We start from the raw sequence: 13,347 nt of genomic DNA on the forward strand, positions 1-13,347 counted from the left end.
CTTGTGCATGTGTTGGCGAGCCCCTGCGCCCGCCTGTCAGCAGCATGCAACGACCCCAAACCCATGGCCAAGGTGCGGTCAAACCGGGCTGGATTTGCAGGAATTCAAAATGATGCATACGCTATGCATATTTAAATCATCACTTAAAGACTATGCCCGCGCCCACCGAAACCGCAGCCCCCCGCCGACCGCAGGACGCGGCCCTGCAGCAGGCCCTGAACACGCCGTACCCGCACGGCTTCTCCACCGACATCGAATCCGACAGCCTGCCGCCGGGACTGGACGAAGACACCATCCGCGCCATCTCGCGCAAGAAGCGTGAGCCCGCCTTTTTGCTGCAGTGGCGCCTGGCGGCCTTCGAGCGCTGGCACAGCATGGAGCCTCCGGACTGGGCGCACCTGCGCATGGCGCCGGTGGACTTCCAGGCGCTGTCGTACTACTCGGCGCCCAAGTCGCTCAAGAACGCGCCCAAGAGCCTGGACGAGGTGGACCCCCAGCTGCTCGAAACCTACGAAAAGCTGGGCGTACCCCTGCACGAACGCGCACGCCTGGCCGGTGTGGCGGTGGATGCGGTGTTCGATTCGGTGTCCGTGGGCACCACCTTCCGCGAGCAGCTCGCCGAGGTGGGTGTGATCTTCTGCTCGTTCTCGCACGCCGTGGAACACCACCCGGCGCTGATCGAGCGCTACCTGGGCAGCGTGGTGCCGGTGGGCGACAACTTCTACGCTGCGCTGAACTCTGCGGTGTTCTCGGATGGCTCCTTTGTCTATATCCCCAAGGGGGTGAAATGCCCGATGGAGCTGTCCTCGTACTTCCGCATCAACGCACGCAACACCGGGCAGTTCGAGCGCACGCTCATCATTGCCGAGGAAGGCAGCGCGGTCAGCTACCTCGAAGGCTGCACCGCACCGCAGCGTGACGAGCACCAGTTGCACGCCGCCGTGGTGGAGCTGGTGGCGCACGACGATGCATTCATCAAGTACTCCACCGTGCAGAACTGGTACCCCGGCGACGCCCAAGGGCGCGGTGGCATCTACAACTTCGTCACCAAGCGCGGCCTGGCCGCCGGCAAGAGCTCGCGCATCGCCTGGACGCAGATCGAAACCGGCTCGGCCATCACCTGGAAGTACCCCAGCGTGGTGCTGCAGGGCGACGACTCCAGCGGCGAATTCCACTCCATCGCCGTGTCCAACCACTTCCAGCAGGCAGACACCGGCACCAAGATGATCCACCTGGGCCAACGCACCAAGAGCCGCATCGTCTCCAAGGGCATCAGCGCCGGGCACGCACAGCAAAGCTACCGCGGCCTGGTGCGCATGAACGCGGGGGCGGCACAGGCGCGCAACCACACGCAGTGCGACTCACTGCTCATCGGACCGGACTGCGGCGCACACACCTTCCCCTACATCGACAGCGCGCGCGGCGACGCCGTGGTGGAGCACGAAGCCACGACCACGCGCATCTCCGAGGAGCGGCTGTTCTATTGCCAGCAACGCGGCATCGACCCCCAGGAGGCCACGGCACTCATCGTGGGCGGCTTTTGCCAGGCCGTGCTGGAAGAACTGCCCATGGAATTTGCCCTGGAAGCCAAGGCGCTGCTGGCCGTGTCACTGGAAGGCGCGGTGGGCTGACGCCACAGATATACAAGCAAAAACTGGCTCCAGCGCTTATCCAGAAAGCGCGAGCAGCTATCAAAATCATAGAAAGGACATCCCCATGACCCCCTCCACCCCCCTGCTGCAGGTGCGCGACCTGCGCGTCGATGTGGGCGAACGCACGGTGCTGCGCTCGGTGCACCTGGATGTGGCCGCCGGTTCGCTGGTGGTGCTGATGGGCGCCAACGGCAGCGGCAAGAGCACGCTGGGCATGGCGCTGGCCGGGCACCCGGCCTACCGCGTGGCCAGCGGCCAGGCATTGCTGGGAGGCACCGACCTGCTCGGCTTGAGCACGCATGAGCGCGCGCGCCAGGGTCTGTTCGTCTCGTTCCAGGCGCCGCCCGACGTGCCCGGCGTAAAGAACAACCTCTTTATCCGCACCGCGCTCAACGCCCAGCGCCAGGCCCAGGGTCAGGCGCCCCAGGACGCGTTCGACTTTCTGGCCGACGCCCGCGAAAGCGCCAAACGTCTGGGCCTGCCCGAATCCCTGCTGGGCCGCCCCGTCAATGAAGGCTTCTCGGGCGGCGAGCGCAAGCGCAACGAGCTGCTGCAACTGGCCCTGCTGCGCCCGCGCCTGGCGCTGCTCGACGAAATCGACTCGGGCCTGGACGTGGACGGCGTGCGTGCCGTGCTGGCCCTTGTGCAGCACCTGCGCGCACAGGGCACGGCCTTCATCGTGGTGTCGCACTACCTGCAACTCATTGAGCAATTGCAGCCCGATGCCGTGCTGCGCCTGGACCAGGGCTGCATCGCCCAAAGCGGCGGCCTGGAGCTGGCGCGCGAGATTGCCCGCTCCGGCTTTGGCCCCAAGGCAACCGCGCCCTCAACCGCGCCCACCGCAGCAGCGCACACGGTGGAGGCCTGAGCCATGGACACCGCCCTTGCCGACCGCCTGGCCGCACGCCACCACCTGCACACCCAGGGCTGGATTGCTCGGCGCAGCGAACATTTCCGCCACCTGCCACCGCCCGCGCTGGAGGCCTGGATCGGCCCCGAGCCCGACGCCCCGGCGTGCGAGGCGCCTGCCCTGTCCGGCGCAGGCTGGCTGCTGCAGCCCGTGGGGCCAGCGGCTACCGCCGGGGTGGATGCGCGCTGGCTGGACGCACTCGACCCCGCCCAGCGCAACGCCCAGTTTGCCGACCTGCCCGGCCCCGGTGATGGCGAGGCCGCACCCTTTGCCTGGGCGCACCGCGCGCTGTGCCGCCAGGGCCTGCGCCTGCGCATCCACACACCGCCCGGCAAGGCCACCGCCGACTGCGACACCGTCTGGTTGCACCTGCATCACCAGCCGCGCGACACCGTGGAAGCGCCACTCTTGGTAATGACACTGGAGCCCGGCGTGCGCTGCGTGCTGATCGAAACCCACGACCGTGCGCCGAGCGCCTGCGGCCACGCACTGGTGCAGAACCTGCACACCCACATCCACCTGGCCGAAGGCGCCCAACTGCAACACCTGCGCCTGGCCCTGCCCCAAGCGCAAGATCGCATGGCCCAGCATGTGCACGCCCGCCTGGCGCAGGGCGCACGCTATCAGCAGGCGCTGGTGGCCACCGGCGCCGCCTACCACCTGCAGCGCACCGTGGTGCAACTGCAAGGCGCCAACGCCCAGGCACGCACTGCCGCCCTGCTGCTGCCCGCTGGCCAGGTGCTGGAGCAGCAAGTACACACCCGGCTGGATGCGGCCCACACCGCCGCCCACACCGAGGTACTGGCCCTGGCCGCAGACCACGAGCGCGTGGTGGCCAACGCACACAGCCGCATTGCCCCCGGCGCCCATGAAGCCCAGGTGCGCCAGCGCCTGAGTGGCGTGGCATTGAACGGCCAGCCGCGCATGGTGCTGCGCCCGCACCTGGAAATCCTGCACGACCAGGTGCAGGCCACCCATGGCGCCACCTGGGGTCGCCTGCCCGAAGACGCGCTGTTCTATGCCCTGCAGCGCGGGTTGGACGAAGCGCAAGCCCGCGCCCTCCTCACCGAAGGCATGGCCCGCGCCGTGCTGGAGCGTGCGTTCAATGACGACCCCGGCGCCCAGGCCCTGGCCCAGTGGCTGGACAGCGGCGTGCTGGCGCAGGCCCTGGCACGCCAACTGCAAGCGGAGGTGCCCCATGCGGCTTGAATCCCCCACCACACTGGCGCCCCCGCCCACGCTGGCCCCCGGCTCGGCGACGTTGCGCGCGCAGTTCCCGTTGTTGCAGCAGGTCATCCACGGCGCGCCGCTGGCCTATCTGGACAACGCCGCCACCACCGCCATGCCGCTGGAGGTGATGGATGCGCTACAGGCTTTTGAAACCCGGCACCGCGCCAACATCCACCGTGGCGTGCATTCTTTAAGCCAATACGCCACCGACGATTACGAGGCCGCACGTGCCACGCTGCACCAGTTTGTCGGCGCCAGTGCCGAGCACGAGCTGGTCTTTACCAGCGGCACCACCGAGTCGCTGAACCTGGTGGCGCAGGGCCTGTGGGCTGGTGGGCCAGACCAGGCCTGGCTGCGCGCGGGCGACGAAATCATCGTCAGCGGCCTGGAGCACCACGCCAACCTGCTGCCCTGGCAACAGGCTGCGCGCCAAAGCGGCGCCGTGCTGCGCATCCTGCGCCCCGACGCGCAGGGCCGCCTGCACGTGGCCGACCTGCAGGCGCTGCTCTCGCCGCGCACCCGGGTGCTGGCCCTCACGGCCAGCGCCAACGCCACCGGCGAGCGCCCACCATTTGAAGAGCTGCTGCGCATGGCCGCGCAGGCCGGGGCGCTCACCGTGCTTGACGCCGCCCAGGCCGCCGCATACGCCATGCCCGCGCTGGCCCACATCGACTGCGACTTACTGGCCTTTTCCGGCCACAAGATGCACGGCCCCATGGGCATAGGCGTGCTGGTGGGGCGGCGCAGCGCGCTGGAGCGCCTGGAACCCCTGCGCCTGGGCGGCGACATGGTGGCCCAGGTCCGCTGGGACGGTGCCGACTATGCCGAACTGCCCGCCCGCCTCGAAGGCGGCACGCCCAACGTGGCGGGCGCCGTGGGCCTGGCCGCTGCGGCGCGCTTTATCGAGCAGGTGGGGCGCGACGCCATCGCCGCGCACGTGCATGCGCTGCGCGCGCAGGCCGTGCAAGGCCTGGCGCGCATCCCCGGTGTGCGCGTGCTGGCTGCGCACGCCACACAGTCGGCCCTGGTGTCCTTTGTGGCCGAACAGGGGCACCCGCACGACATCGGCACCCTGCTGGATGCACGCGGCATTGCCGTGCGCACCGGCCACCATTGCGCCCAACCGCTGATGGACCACCTGGGCCTGGGGCCAAGCACGCGCGCCTCGTTTGCCGCCTACAACACGAGCGACGAGGTGGAGCGCCTGGTCGCCGCCGTGGCGCACGCCGTGGAGGTTTTGCGATGAACGCCGAAAACGACCTGTACCAGGAACTGGTGCTGGAGCACAAGCGCACGCCGCGCAACTTTGGCCACCTCCCCCACCCCACGCACCAGGCCCAGGGCACCAACCCGCAGTGCGGCGACCAGGTGGCGGTAGAACTGCAAGTGAAGGACGGCCGCGTGCAGGACATCCGCTTCAGCGGTCAGGGCTGCGCCATCTGCATGGCGTCCAGTTCCATGATGACCGAGGCCGTCAAGGGCCGCGATCTGGCCAGTGCCCAGCAACTGCAACAGCACTTTCGCGCCGTGCTCACCGGCACGCAGGAGCCCGATGACGCCGCGCTGGGCAAGCTGGTCAGCCTGGCGGGCGTGCGCCGCTACCCCAGCCGCATCAAATGCGCCCTGCTGGGCTGGCACGCACTGATGCATGCCATTGCCGACCAGGCCGACAAAGCCGAGGGCGCCATCCCCGCAGACGCGGCGCCAGCGGAGCAGCAGCCATGAACCGCAGACCCCGCGAAGACGTGCTGGTGCGCCGCACCGTGATGGTGGAAGCCATCCCCAGTGGCGCGCCCATCGAACTGCAGGCCGGGCAACTGGCGCAGATCACCCAGGCCCTGGGCGGCTCATTCACGCTGCTGGTGGAGGGCCAGCTCACGCGCCTCAAGGGCGTGGATGCCGACGCCATCGGCAAGACCCCGCCCCAAACCGCACCCGTGCCCACTGAGGTGCACGACGGCGACGTGGAGCCCCTGGTGTGGGACGCACTGCGCACCTGCTACGACCCGGAGATTCCGGTCAATATCGTGGACCTGGGGCTGGTGTACCGCTGTGCGCTGGAACCGCTGGAAGACAGCGACAAGCTGCGCGTGGTGATCGACATGACCCTCACCGCGCCCGGTTGCGGCATGGGCGAGGCGATTGCCGATGAGGTGTGCGACAAGGTGCTGGCCCTCCCGCGCGTGGGCGAGATCACGGTGAACATGGTGTTCACCCCGCCCTGGGACCGCTCCATGATGTCCGAGGCAGCGCAACTGGCGCTCGGACTGTGATGCGCCCCCCCGACGCTGCGGCACGTCGGGGGTGTAGAAACCATCAACCGCAGCAGGCACCACCGGAGCAGCAGGAGTCCTCTGACTCCGCCTTGCTGCGCGCCGTTTCCAGCTTGCTGATCTGCACACGCCACAGGTCCGGACCCGATTGCAGGTAGGCCCACTGGAACTGGCCCGGAGCGCGCGATTCGAGCTGCAGGCGCAGCGGAACGGGGTCGTGGTCGTTCACGATCTGCAGCGCTTCGCCAGCGCGCAGAGCGTCAAGACGGCCAAAGATCTGCAGGTGGCGTTCCTGCGGAACGATGGTGCGCACGTCGATTTCGGACACAGAACTGGAACCCATGGTGAGACCTTTCAAAGTGGAATGGAGAGAAGGGACAGAAGAAGAAAAGACAAGGCATCGGAGGCTGTTCAGCCGTCCTTGCCATCCAGCCGGGTGCGCATGAGCCAGGGGGTATAGACCACCAGATAGAGCGCAAAGGCCACAGCCCACAGACCCGCCGCCACCGCCAGCGCCTGGGTGTACAGGGCGGGCGCCACGGCAGGCACCAGCACGCGCAACACGGCGGCCAGCATGACAAAGGCATAGGCCAGCACCTCGGGGCGCGACACCTGCAACGGCCGCCCGGTGTGGCCGCGCGCGGTGCGCGTGACCATGCCGATGATGAGCCCGCCGGTCACGCCCACGCCAAACGCATGCACCGCCAGCGAATAGCTCACCCAGCCCACCTGCGCCAGCGCCAGCAGCACAAAGCCGATGGGCAGCCAGGCATAGGCAGCGTGCAGAATCCACAGGATGGGGCGCTTGAACGTGACCCAGGGATGCCACATCCACAGCCGCACGGCGTGCAGCACGGCGGCCACGGCGCAGGCCACCAGCGTGACCGGCCCCGGCGGTGCAAACACCCACAGGGCCAGCGCCAGTGCGGTGACGGCCAGCAGCGCCAGTTCAAACTTGCGCGGGATGTTGATGACCAGGCCCGGCGTCACGTTCTTGGTGAACATGGGCACCACGCGGCCTGCCATCACGCACTCGACCATGACGATCAGGGCCAGCCCGGCATACAACGCGGCCACGGGCGGCACATCGATGGCACCCAGGGCCGACAGGTGGAACACCAGGTTGGCTGTCGCCATGAGCACCAGCAGGGAAATGAGCGGAATGTTGCGCTTGTTGCCTGCCTTGATCAGCACACGCAGCAAAATCAGCGCCACCGCCGGCAGCAAGGCCATGTCCAGTGCGGCATACACAGGGTACGGCGCCACCACGGCCGCCACACGCGCTGCCAGCCAGACAAAGGCCAGCGTGCCCAGCAAGGCGCCGCGCGGCGTGGGCAGGCCGGTCCAGGCTTTCACGGCTGTGAGCAAAAAACCCACAATGACCCCGGCCGCAAAGCCAAAGAGCATTTCATGCGCGTGCCACAGCAGCGGCGAAATCTCCAGCTTGAGCTCGGCGTGACCGAGAAACAGGGCAATCCACACCGGCACCGAAAGGCAGGCCAGCAGGGCCGCGCCCAGGTAGAAAGGCCTGAACCCCAGCCGCAGCAGCGGCCACCCTTGCAGCGCCGCAGCCGCGGCGGGCGGCTGGTCTTTTTCTGTGATGGTGATGAGCGGGGGTAGAGGCGGTGTCATGGGCTTGCAGCGCCGTGCCCTCCTAAAAGTGCACAGCAAATGGATCAATAAGATTCATTTTACATGAATCTTAAATTACCACCAAACAGCCTAGGCCCTAACAGCCCTACCGTCTGTGCGCCTTCAGAAGGATTCCCAGTCGTCCTCGCCCCCCGCTTTGGCGGGCTTGGCCGCGGCTGGCTTGGGTGGCACAGGTGGACTCAGGCTGGGCGCCGCCTTGGCGGCGGCTGGACGAGGCGGGGCGACCTTGGCCTGCACCGGCCTGGATGCCGGAGCGGGCACCGGGCGCGGCGCTGGTGCGGGGGCTGGCGCAGGTGAAGCGCTGCGTGCGGCAGCGGCTGGCATGGCGCTGCCCTGGGCCAGGCGGAACACCGCCACGGCCTCGACCAGCTCGCGCGCCTGGCCGCTGAGGCTGCCCGCCGCCGCTGCCATCTGCTCCACCAGCGCGGCGTTCTGCTGCGTGGCCTGGTCCATCTGCGTGACCGCTTCGCCCACTTGCGATACGCCCGCGCTTTGTTCGCTGCTGGCGGCGCTGATCTCTCCCATGATGTCGGTCACACGCCGGATGGCGTTAACCACTTCGGTCATGGTTTCTCCCGCCTTCTCTGCCTGGATGTTGCCTTGCTCCACGCGCTCCACGCTGGCGCTGATCAGGCTCTTGATTTCCTTGGCCGCTTCGGCGCTGCGTCCGGCCAGGCTGCGCACTTCGCTGGCCACCACGGCAAAGCCTCGGCCTTGCTCGCCTGCGCGGGCGGCTTCCACGGCCGCGTTGAGCGCCAGGATGTTGGTCTGGAAGGCGATGCCGTCGATCACGCCGATGATGTCGGCGATCTTGTTGCTGGCGGTGCTGATGCCTTTCATGGTCTCCACCACCTGGGACACCACTTCGCCGCCCTGCACCGCCACGGTGGAGGCGTTCATGGCCATCTGGTTGGCCTGGCGGGCGTTGTCGGCGTTCTGGCGCACCGTCGAGCCCAGCTCTTCCATCGATGCCGCCGTTTCCTCCAGCGCGCTGGCCTGGCTTTCCGTGCGCGAGGACAGGTCGTGGTTGCCCTGCGCTATCTCCGCGCTGGCGGTGGAAACATGCTCGGAGCCCTGGCGCACCCGCAGCACCACGCTGGCAAGGCTGTCGCGCATGGCCTGGATCCCGTGCATCAAGCTGTCGCTCGACTTGGACGCCGGGATGTCCACCGAAAGGTCCCCCTGGGCAATCTGGTGGGTGATGTAATTGAGCTGGGTGGGTTCACCGCCCAACTGGCGCAGGACACTGCGCGCGATCATCCAGCCCACAACCCCCAACAGCACGGCCAGCACCAGGGAAATACCTGCAGCCTGCGTCACACGGCTCAGAAACGTGGCCTGCACGGTATCCACATAGACGCCGGAACCCACGATCCAACCCCAAGGCGCGAAGCCTTTGACATAGGCAGCCTTGTCCACCGGGACATCGCTCCCCGGCTTGGGCCACATGTAGTCCACATAGCCACCGCCGCTTTTCTTGACGATCTCCACAAATTCCACGTAGAGGAATTTGCCATTCGGATCCTTGCGCTGGCTCTGGTCCTGGCCTTCCAGTTCGGGACGGATGGGGTGCATCACCACCTTGGGATGCATGTCGTTGATCCAAAAATACTCCTCGCCGCTGTAACGCAAGGTGCGCACAGCCTCTTTGGCGCGCTGCTTGGCCTCGTCTTCGGGCATGCTGCCCTTGGCCGCCAGGCCGTGGAAATGCACCAGGATGCCATGCGCCGTCTCCACCGCCTGGCGAACGCTGTCCTGGCGCTCGCGCAGGAGCATGGCCCGCTCCGACGTCATGAGCACGCCGACCAGCAGCGCCATGGCGGCCACGGCAAACCCCACCAACACCACCAAGCGCCGCGACACGCTGAGTTTGAACAAAAAGTCCATGGTCAACCTCCTGAACCAAAGGGCACCGACCAGTTGCGCAACCAGCCAACCACCCATGCATTACCACCAAACGGCATGACCTCACACCGCAGCACGCTACGCTTTTTGATGCACCTGGGCAACACCCGCCACATTGTGGTGAGGATCCGTACCTTGTGAGTTTGGAGTGCGGAGTCCAGATAGATTGCGCCTGATTGTGAAAAAATGCAACAACGGCATGCCAACGCCGAGCTGCCCGAACCCCACCCCACGATGCCATTCCCGTTCCGAAAAGCGCCAGCTCCACCAGATACCTTGCCCCCACCCGGTCTGCACCTCCTGGCCCTGGAATTTCGCGCTCCCTGGGAGTTTGGCGCTGTGCTGCCCGCCTGGCCCTTGCTGCAGAACGCGCCGCTGGGGGACGGCCACACCATCATCGTGTTCCCCGGTCTCACGGCCGGCGATGCTTCCACCCTGCCCTTGCGCCGCTACCTGGAGTCGCGCAATTACCACGCCTACGGCTGGGGCCAGGGCTTGAACATGGGCCCACGCCACGGCGTGCTGGAAACAGCCAAGCGCAAGCTCGACGAAGCCTGCCAACGCAGCGGTGCACGCGTGAGCCTGGTGGGCTGGAGCCTGGGCGGTGTGTACGCCCGCGAACTGGCCAAGGAAATGCCCGACCGTGTGCGCTGCGTGGTCACGCTGGGCACCCCCTTTGCGGGCGAACACACTTCGACCAACGCCTGGCGCATCTACCAATGGGTCAGTGGGCGCGATCCAAAGCGCGAGACAGAGCACTATGACCTGCCGGTCGCACCACCCGTGCCCACCACCAGCATCTACTCGCGCAGCGACGGAGTCGTGGCCTGGCGCGGCAGCATCCAGGCACCCGCACCCCACAACCCGCACACGGAAAACATTGAGGTGGTGGCCAGCCATTTCGGCCTGGGCCTGAACCCCAGCGCCTGGTGGGCCGTGGCCGACCGCCTGAGCCAGAACCCCGTGACCGGGGCCTGGCGCCCCTTCGAGCGCCCGCGTGTGCCCGGTCTGCAGTGGCTATACCCCGACCCACAGCGTGGCACGCCGGGCTAATTTGCTATTATTTTTGTAGCTAATAGCGCTTTATGGACGGGCGTAAAGCCCCAAATCACTAAAAACTCTCCCAATCCCCGTCGTCCTGCCCCGATTTGGCGGGCCGTGCCTGCGCCACCGCGGGTGCGCTGGGTTTGGGCAACACCGCGCTGGGCTTGGCCGCGGGTGGGCGGACCTGCTTGGCTGCACTGGGCGCTGGCGCCGACACGGTGGGTGCAGGCACTGGGCGTCCCGGGGGCCTGGGCGGTGCTGCCACGGCGTCCTGCTGCGCCAGGCGGAACTGCGCCACAGCCTGCACCAGCTCGCGCGCCTGGCCGCTGAGGCTGCCCGCCGCCGCTGCCATCTGCTCCACCAGCGCGGCGTTCTGCTGCGTGGCCTGGTCCATCTGCGTGACCGCTTCGCCCACTTGCGATACGCCCGCGCTTTGTTCGCTGCTGGCGGCGCTGATCTCTCCCATGATGTCGGTCACACGCCGGATGGCGTTAACCACTTCGGTCATGGTTTCTCCCGCCTTCTCTGCCTGGATGTTGCCTTGCTCCACGCGCTCCACGCTGGCGCTGATCAGGCTCTTGATTTCCTTGGCCGCTTCGGCGCTGCGTCCGGCCAGGCTGCGCACTTCGCTGGCCACCACGGCAAAGCCTCGGCCTTGCTCGCCTGCGCGGGCGGCTTCCACGGCCGCGTTGAGCGCCAGGATGTTGGTCTGGAAGGCGATGCCGTCGATCACGCCGATGATGTCGGCGATCTTGTTGCTGGCGGTGCTGATGCCTTTCATGGTCTCCACCACCTGGGACACCACTTCGCCGCCCTGCACCGCCACGGTGGAGGCGTTCATGGCCATCTGGTTGGCCTGGCGGGCGTTGTCGGCGTTCTGGCGCACCGTCGAGCCCAGCTCTTCCATCGATGCCGCCGTTTCCTCCAGCGCGCTGGCCTGGCTTTCCGTGCGCGAGGACAGGTCGTGGTTGCCCTGCGCTATCTCCGCGCTGGCGGTGGAAACGCCCTCGGCATAGCCGCGCACCCCAGAGACCACACGCGCCAGGTTGTCGCGCATCTGCAGCAGGGCCTGGAGCAACTGGCCCATCTCGTCACGTCCTCCGGCGGGGATATGCACCGTGAGATTGCCTTCGGAAATGGCACGCGCCACGGCCACCGCCTCATGCGCTGGACGCGATACGGCACGCGCAATGGCCACCCCCAGCACCACGGCCAGCAATACGCAAGCCAGCAAGGCCACGCCCACCCACAGGCGCGCATTGTCAAAAATGCCGCGCATGCCACCCGTGGCGACACGCACGTCCTCTGCATGGGCCTGCTGCATGCGGCCCACCATCGCTTCCATGGCCACAAAGGCCGCCTCGGATTCGCCCGCGTACATCTGGCGCAGCATGTCGCCCGACAACTCCAGTGCCTCAGCACTGCTGTAGTCCACCCCCTTGGCAATGTCGGCCAGGTCGGCGTGCAGCTTGAGGTACTGCGTCTTGCGCTGCTGGTACTGCTGGAACTGGCTGCGTGCGCTCTCGTTCAGCAGCGTGGCGTATTGCGCTTCCACGGCCTTGAGCTCGCCCAGCCGGGCCTGCACCTGATCCACCGCCCCCTGCATGTCCTCTTGGCGCGTGGCGGTGACGATGCCCGCCTCCGAGCGCCGCATGCGATTGAGCAGCACCCGCACCTCCCCCGCCTGCGATACGCTGGGCAGCAACCGGGTGGCCATGTCATCCGCCCCTGCATGGATGCGCGCAAGCTGCACCAACGACACGGCCCCCAGCACCGCCGCCAACACCACCACCAGTACGAATGCCAACCCGAGCTTTGCGCCAATGCGCCAATCGGAAAACCGCATCTCCCACCCCCTATGCAATTTGTAACAAACCGGATTGCTTTGAGTCTAGACAGCGGCGCAGACCGTGCGCAAGCGGGCATTCCAGCAAAAAAGGCATGCCCGCGTTGCCACGGGCATGCCTTCAGGGGTGGTGTCAGCGGTCTGTCAGTTCACGCCGGCCTGCGACTTCTCAAAGTTGGCCACGCCGTCCACGATTTCCTGGTGGGCGGCTTCCACGCCTTCCCAGCCCAGCACCTTGACCCACTTGCCTTCTTCCAGATCCTTGTAGTGCTCGAAGAAGTGGCTGATGGCCTTCAAGCGCATGGGGTTCACGTCCGCCACGGTCTTCCAGGGTTCGTACATCTTCAGAATCTTGGTGGTGGGCACGGCCAGCACCTTGCCGTCGATGCCGGCTTCGTCTTCCATCTTCAGGATGCCCAGGGCGCGGCAGGGCACCACCACGCCGGGGTGCAGCGGGTACGGGGTGATCACCAGCACGTCCACCGGGTCGCCGTCACCCGACAAGGTCCGGGGCACGTAGCCGTAGTTGCACGGGTAGTACATGGCCGTGGTCAGGAAACGGTCCACGAAGACGGCGCCCGACTCCTTGTCCACTTCGTACTTGATAGGATCGGATTCGGCCGGAATCTCGATGACCACGTTGAAATTTTCAGGAAGGTTCTTGCCGGGGGTGACGCTGTTGAGAGACATGTTGTCGTTCGCGTTGTTGATGATTGTTAAGGATTCACGTCGGGATTAACCCTCATTTTAAGGTCTACCCCCTTTCTCGACGCTTGCATGTCATTTTTTCGGGGTAAATTGACCGAGTTGGCCAATCGTCTCCAGGTAGGGAGC

Annotated in this window: 12 protein-coding genes; 7 read left to right on the forward strand and 5 right to left on the reverse strand. The window is 66.7% G+C overall.

Annotated features, from left to right (window positions below):
- The first annotated feature begins 152 nt into the window (after positions 1-152).
- The 6 genes from sufB (at position 153) to sufT (ending at position 6,065) form a co-directional block, all read left to right on the forward strand.
- Positions 153-1,631, forward strand: coding sequence for a Fe-S cluster assembly protein SufB (sufB, locus tag MJ602_RS10605; protein ID WP_243020798.1), 1,479 nt, complete (start codon positions 153-155; stop codon positions 1,629-1,631).
- 85 nt (positions 1,632-1,716) lie between these two features.
- Positions 1,717-2,520 carry a Fe-S cluster assembly ATPase SufC gene (gene sufC, locus MJ602_RS10610; protein WP_243020799.1) on the forward strand — a complete coding sequence of 268 codons (804 nt, stop codon included), beginning with the start codon at positions 1,717-1,719 and terminating at the stop codon, positions 2,518-2,520.
- Between the two features lie 3 nt (positions 2,521-2,523).
- Positions 2,524-3,771 carry a SufD family Fe-S cluster assembly protein gene (locus tag MJ602_RS10615; RefSeq protein ID WP_243020800.1) on the forward strand — a complete coding sequence of 416 codons (1,248 nt, stop codon included), beginning with the start codon at positions 2,524-2,526 and terminating at the stop codon, positions 3,769-3,771.
- On the forward strand, positions 3,761-5,038 hold the full coding sequence (locus MJ602_RS10620) for an aminotransferase class V-fold PLP-dependent enzyme (protein ID WP_243020801.1): 1,278 nt from the start codon (positions 3,761-3,763) through the stop codon (positions 5,036-5,038). Before MJ602_RS10615 ends, MJ602_RS10620 begins: the two co-directional genes overlap by 11 nt.
- On the forward strand, positions 5,035-5,517 hold the full coding sequence (sufU, locus tag MJ602_RS10625; RefSeq protein WP_243020802.1) for a Fe-S cluster assembly sulfur transfer protein SufU: 483 nt from the start codon (positions 5,035-5,037) through the stop codon (positions 5,515-5,517). The genes MJ602_RS10620 and sufU overlap by 4 nt, the downstream gene beginning before the upstream one ends.
- Entirely contained in the window at positions 5,514-6,065 is a 552-nt protein-coding gene (sufT, locus tag MJ602_RS10630) for a putative Fe-S cluster assembly protein SufT (RefSeq protein WP_243020803.1), read from the forward strand. The genes sufU and sufT overlap by 4 nt, the downstream gene beginning before the upstream one ends.
- A gap of 43 nt (positions 6,066-6,108) precedes the next feature.
- Here sufT and MJ602_RS10635 read toward each other — a convergent pair whose 3' ends face one another.
- From MJ602_RS10635 to MJ602_RS10645, 3 genes are all read right to left on the reverse strand, one after another.
- On the reverse strand, positions 6,109-6,408 hold the full coding sequence (locus tag MJ602_RS10635; RefSeq protein ID WP_162015975.1) for a DUF2249 domain-containing protein: 300 nt from the start codon (positions 6,406-6,408) through the stop codon (positions 6,109-6,111).
- Positions 6,409-6,476: 68 nt separating this feature from the next.
- A complete protein-coding gene (locus tag MJ602_RS10640) occupies positions 6,477-7,697 on the reverse strand; it encodes an NnrS family protein (RefSeq protein WP_243020804.1) in 1,221 nt (406 codons plus the stop codon).
- Between the two features lie 123 nt (positions 7,698-7,820).
- Complete coding sequence (locus MJ602_RS10645) at positions 7,821-9,605, reverse strand: methyl-accepting chemotaxis protein (RefSeq protein ID WP_243020805.1); 1,785 nt, start codon at positions 9,603-9,605, stop codon at positions 7,821-7,823.
- Positions 9,606-9,857: 252 nt separating this feature from the next.
- Between MJ602_RS10645 and MJ602_RS10650 the strand changes: the two genes are divergently transcribed.
- Positions 9,858-10,676 carry an esterase/lipase family protein gene (locus tag MJ602_RS10650; RefSeq protein WP_423246702.1) on the forward strand — a complete coding sequence of 273 codons (819 nt, stop codon included), beginning with the start codon at positions 9,858-9,860 and terminating at the stop codon, positions 10,674-10,676.
- A 58-nt stretch (positions 10,677-10,734) separates the two neighbouring features.
- Here the strand turns inward: MJ602_RS10650 and MJ602_RS10655 are convergent, their stop codons facing one another.
- Both MJ602_RS10655 and ppa read right to left on the reverse strand, forming a co-directional pair.
- Positions 10,735-12,513 (reverse strand): methyl-accepting chemotaxis protein, encoded by a 1,779-nt coding sequence (locus tag MJ602_RS10655; protein ID WP_243020807.1) that lies wholly within the window; start codon positions 12,511-12,513, stop codon positions 10,735-10,737.
- Positions 12,514-12,657: 144 nt separating this feature from the next.
- Positions 12,658-13,203: an inorganic diphosphatase gene (gene ppa / locus MJ602_RS10660; RefSeq protein ID WP_243020808.1), complete on the reverse strand. Its 546-nt coding sequence runs from the start codon at positions 13,201-13,203 to the stop codon at positions 12,658-12,660.
- Positions 13,204-13,347 lie beyond the last annotated feature (144 nt).

Origin of the sequence: Simplicispira sedimenti (assembly GCF_022760965.1) — a bacterium.
GTDB classification, from domain to species: Bacteria; Pseudomonadota; Gammaproteobacteria; order Burkholderiales; family Burkholderiaceae_C; genus Simplicispira; species Simplicispira sedimenti.

Excerpts from the sequence above, each read along its gene's own strand:
- sufC (WP_243020799.1), top strand. The coding sequence starts at position 1,717 with ATGACCCCCTCCACCCCCCTGCTGCAGGTGCGCGACCTGCGCGTCGAT.
- MJ602_RS10640 (WP_243020804.1), bottom strand. The coding sequence starts at position 7,697 with ATGACACCGCCTCTACCCCCGCTCATCACCATCACAGAAAAAGACCAG.
- MJ602_RS10655 (WP_243020807.1), bottom strand. The coding sequence starts at position 12,513 with ATGCGGTTTTCCGATTGGCGCATTGGCGCAAAGCTCGGGTTGGCATTC.
- MJ602_RS10635 (WP_162015975.1), bottom strand. The coding sequence starts at position 6,408 with ATGGGTTCCAGTTCTGTGTCCGAAATCGACGTGCGCACCATCGTTCCG.
- sufB (WP_243020798.1), top strand. The coding sequence starts at position 153 with ATGCCCGCGCCCACCGAAACCGCAGCCCCCCGCCGACCGCAGGACGCG.
- sufU (WP_243020802.1), top strand. The coding sequence starts at position 5,035 with ATGAACGCCGAAAACGACCTGTACCAGGAACTGGTGCTGGAGCACAAG.
- MJ602_RS10615 (WP_243020800.1), top strand. The coding sequence starts at position 2,524 with ATGGACACCGCCCTTGCCGACCGCCTGGCCGCACGCCACCACCTGCAC.
- ppa (WP_243020808.1), bottom strand. The coding sequence starts at position 13,203 with ATGTCTCTCAACAGCGTCACCCCCGGCAAGAACCTTCCTGAAAATTTC.
- sufT (WP_243020803.1), top strand. The coding sequence starts at position 5,514 with ATGAACCGCAGACCCCGCGAAGACGTGCTGGTGCGCCGCACCGTGATG.
- MJ602_RS10650 (WP_423246702.1), top strand. The coding sequence starts at position 9,858 with ATGCCATTCCCGTTCCGAAAAGCGCCAGCTCCACCAGATACCTTGCCC.
- MJ602_RS10645 (WP_243020805.1), bottom strand. The coding sequence starts at position 9,605 with ATGGACTTTTTGTTCAAACTCAGCGTGTCGCGGCGCTTGGTGGTGTTG.
- MJ602_RS10620 (WP_243020801.1), top strand. The coding sequence starts at position 3,761 with ATGCGGCTTGAATCCCCCACCACACTGGCGCCCCCGCCCACGCTGGCC.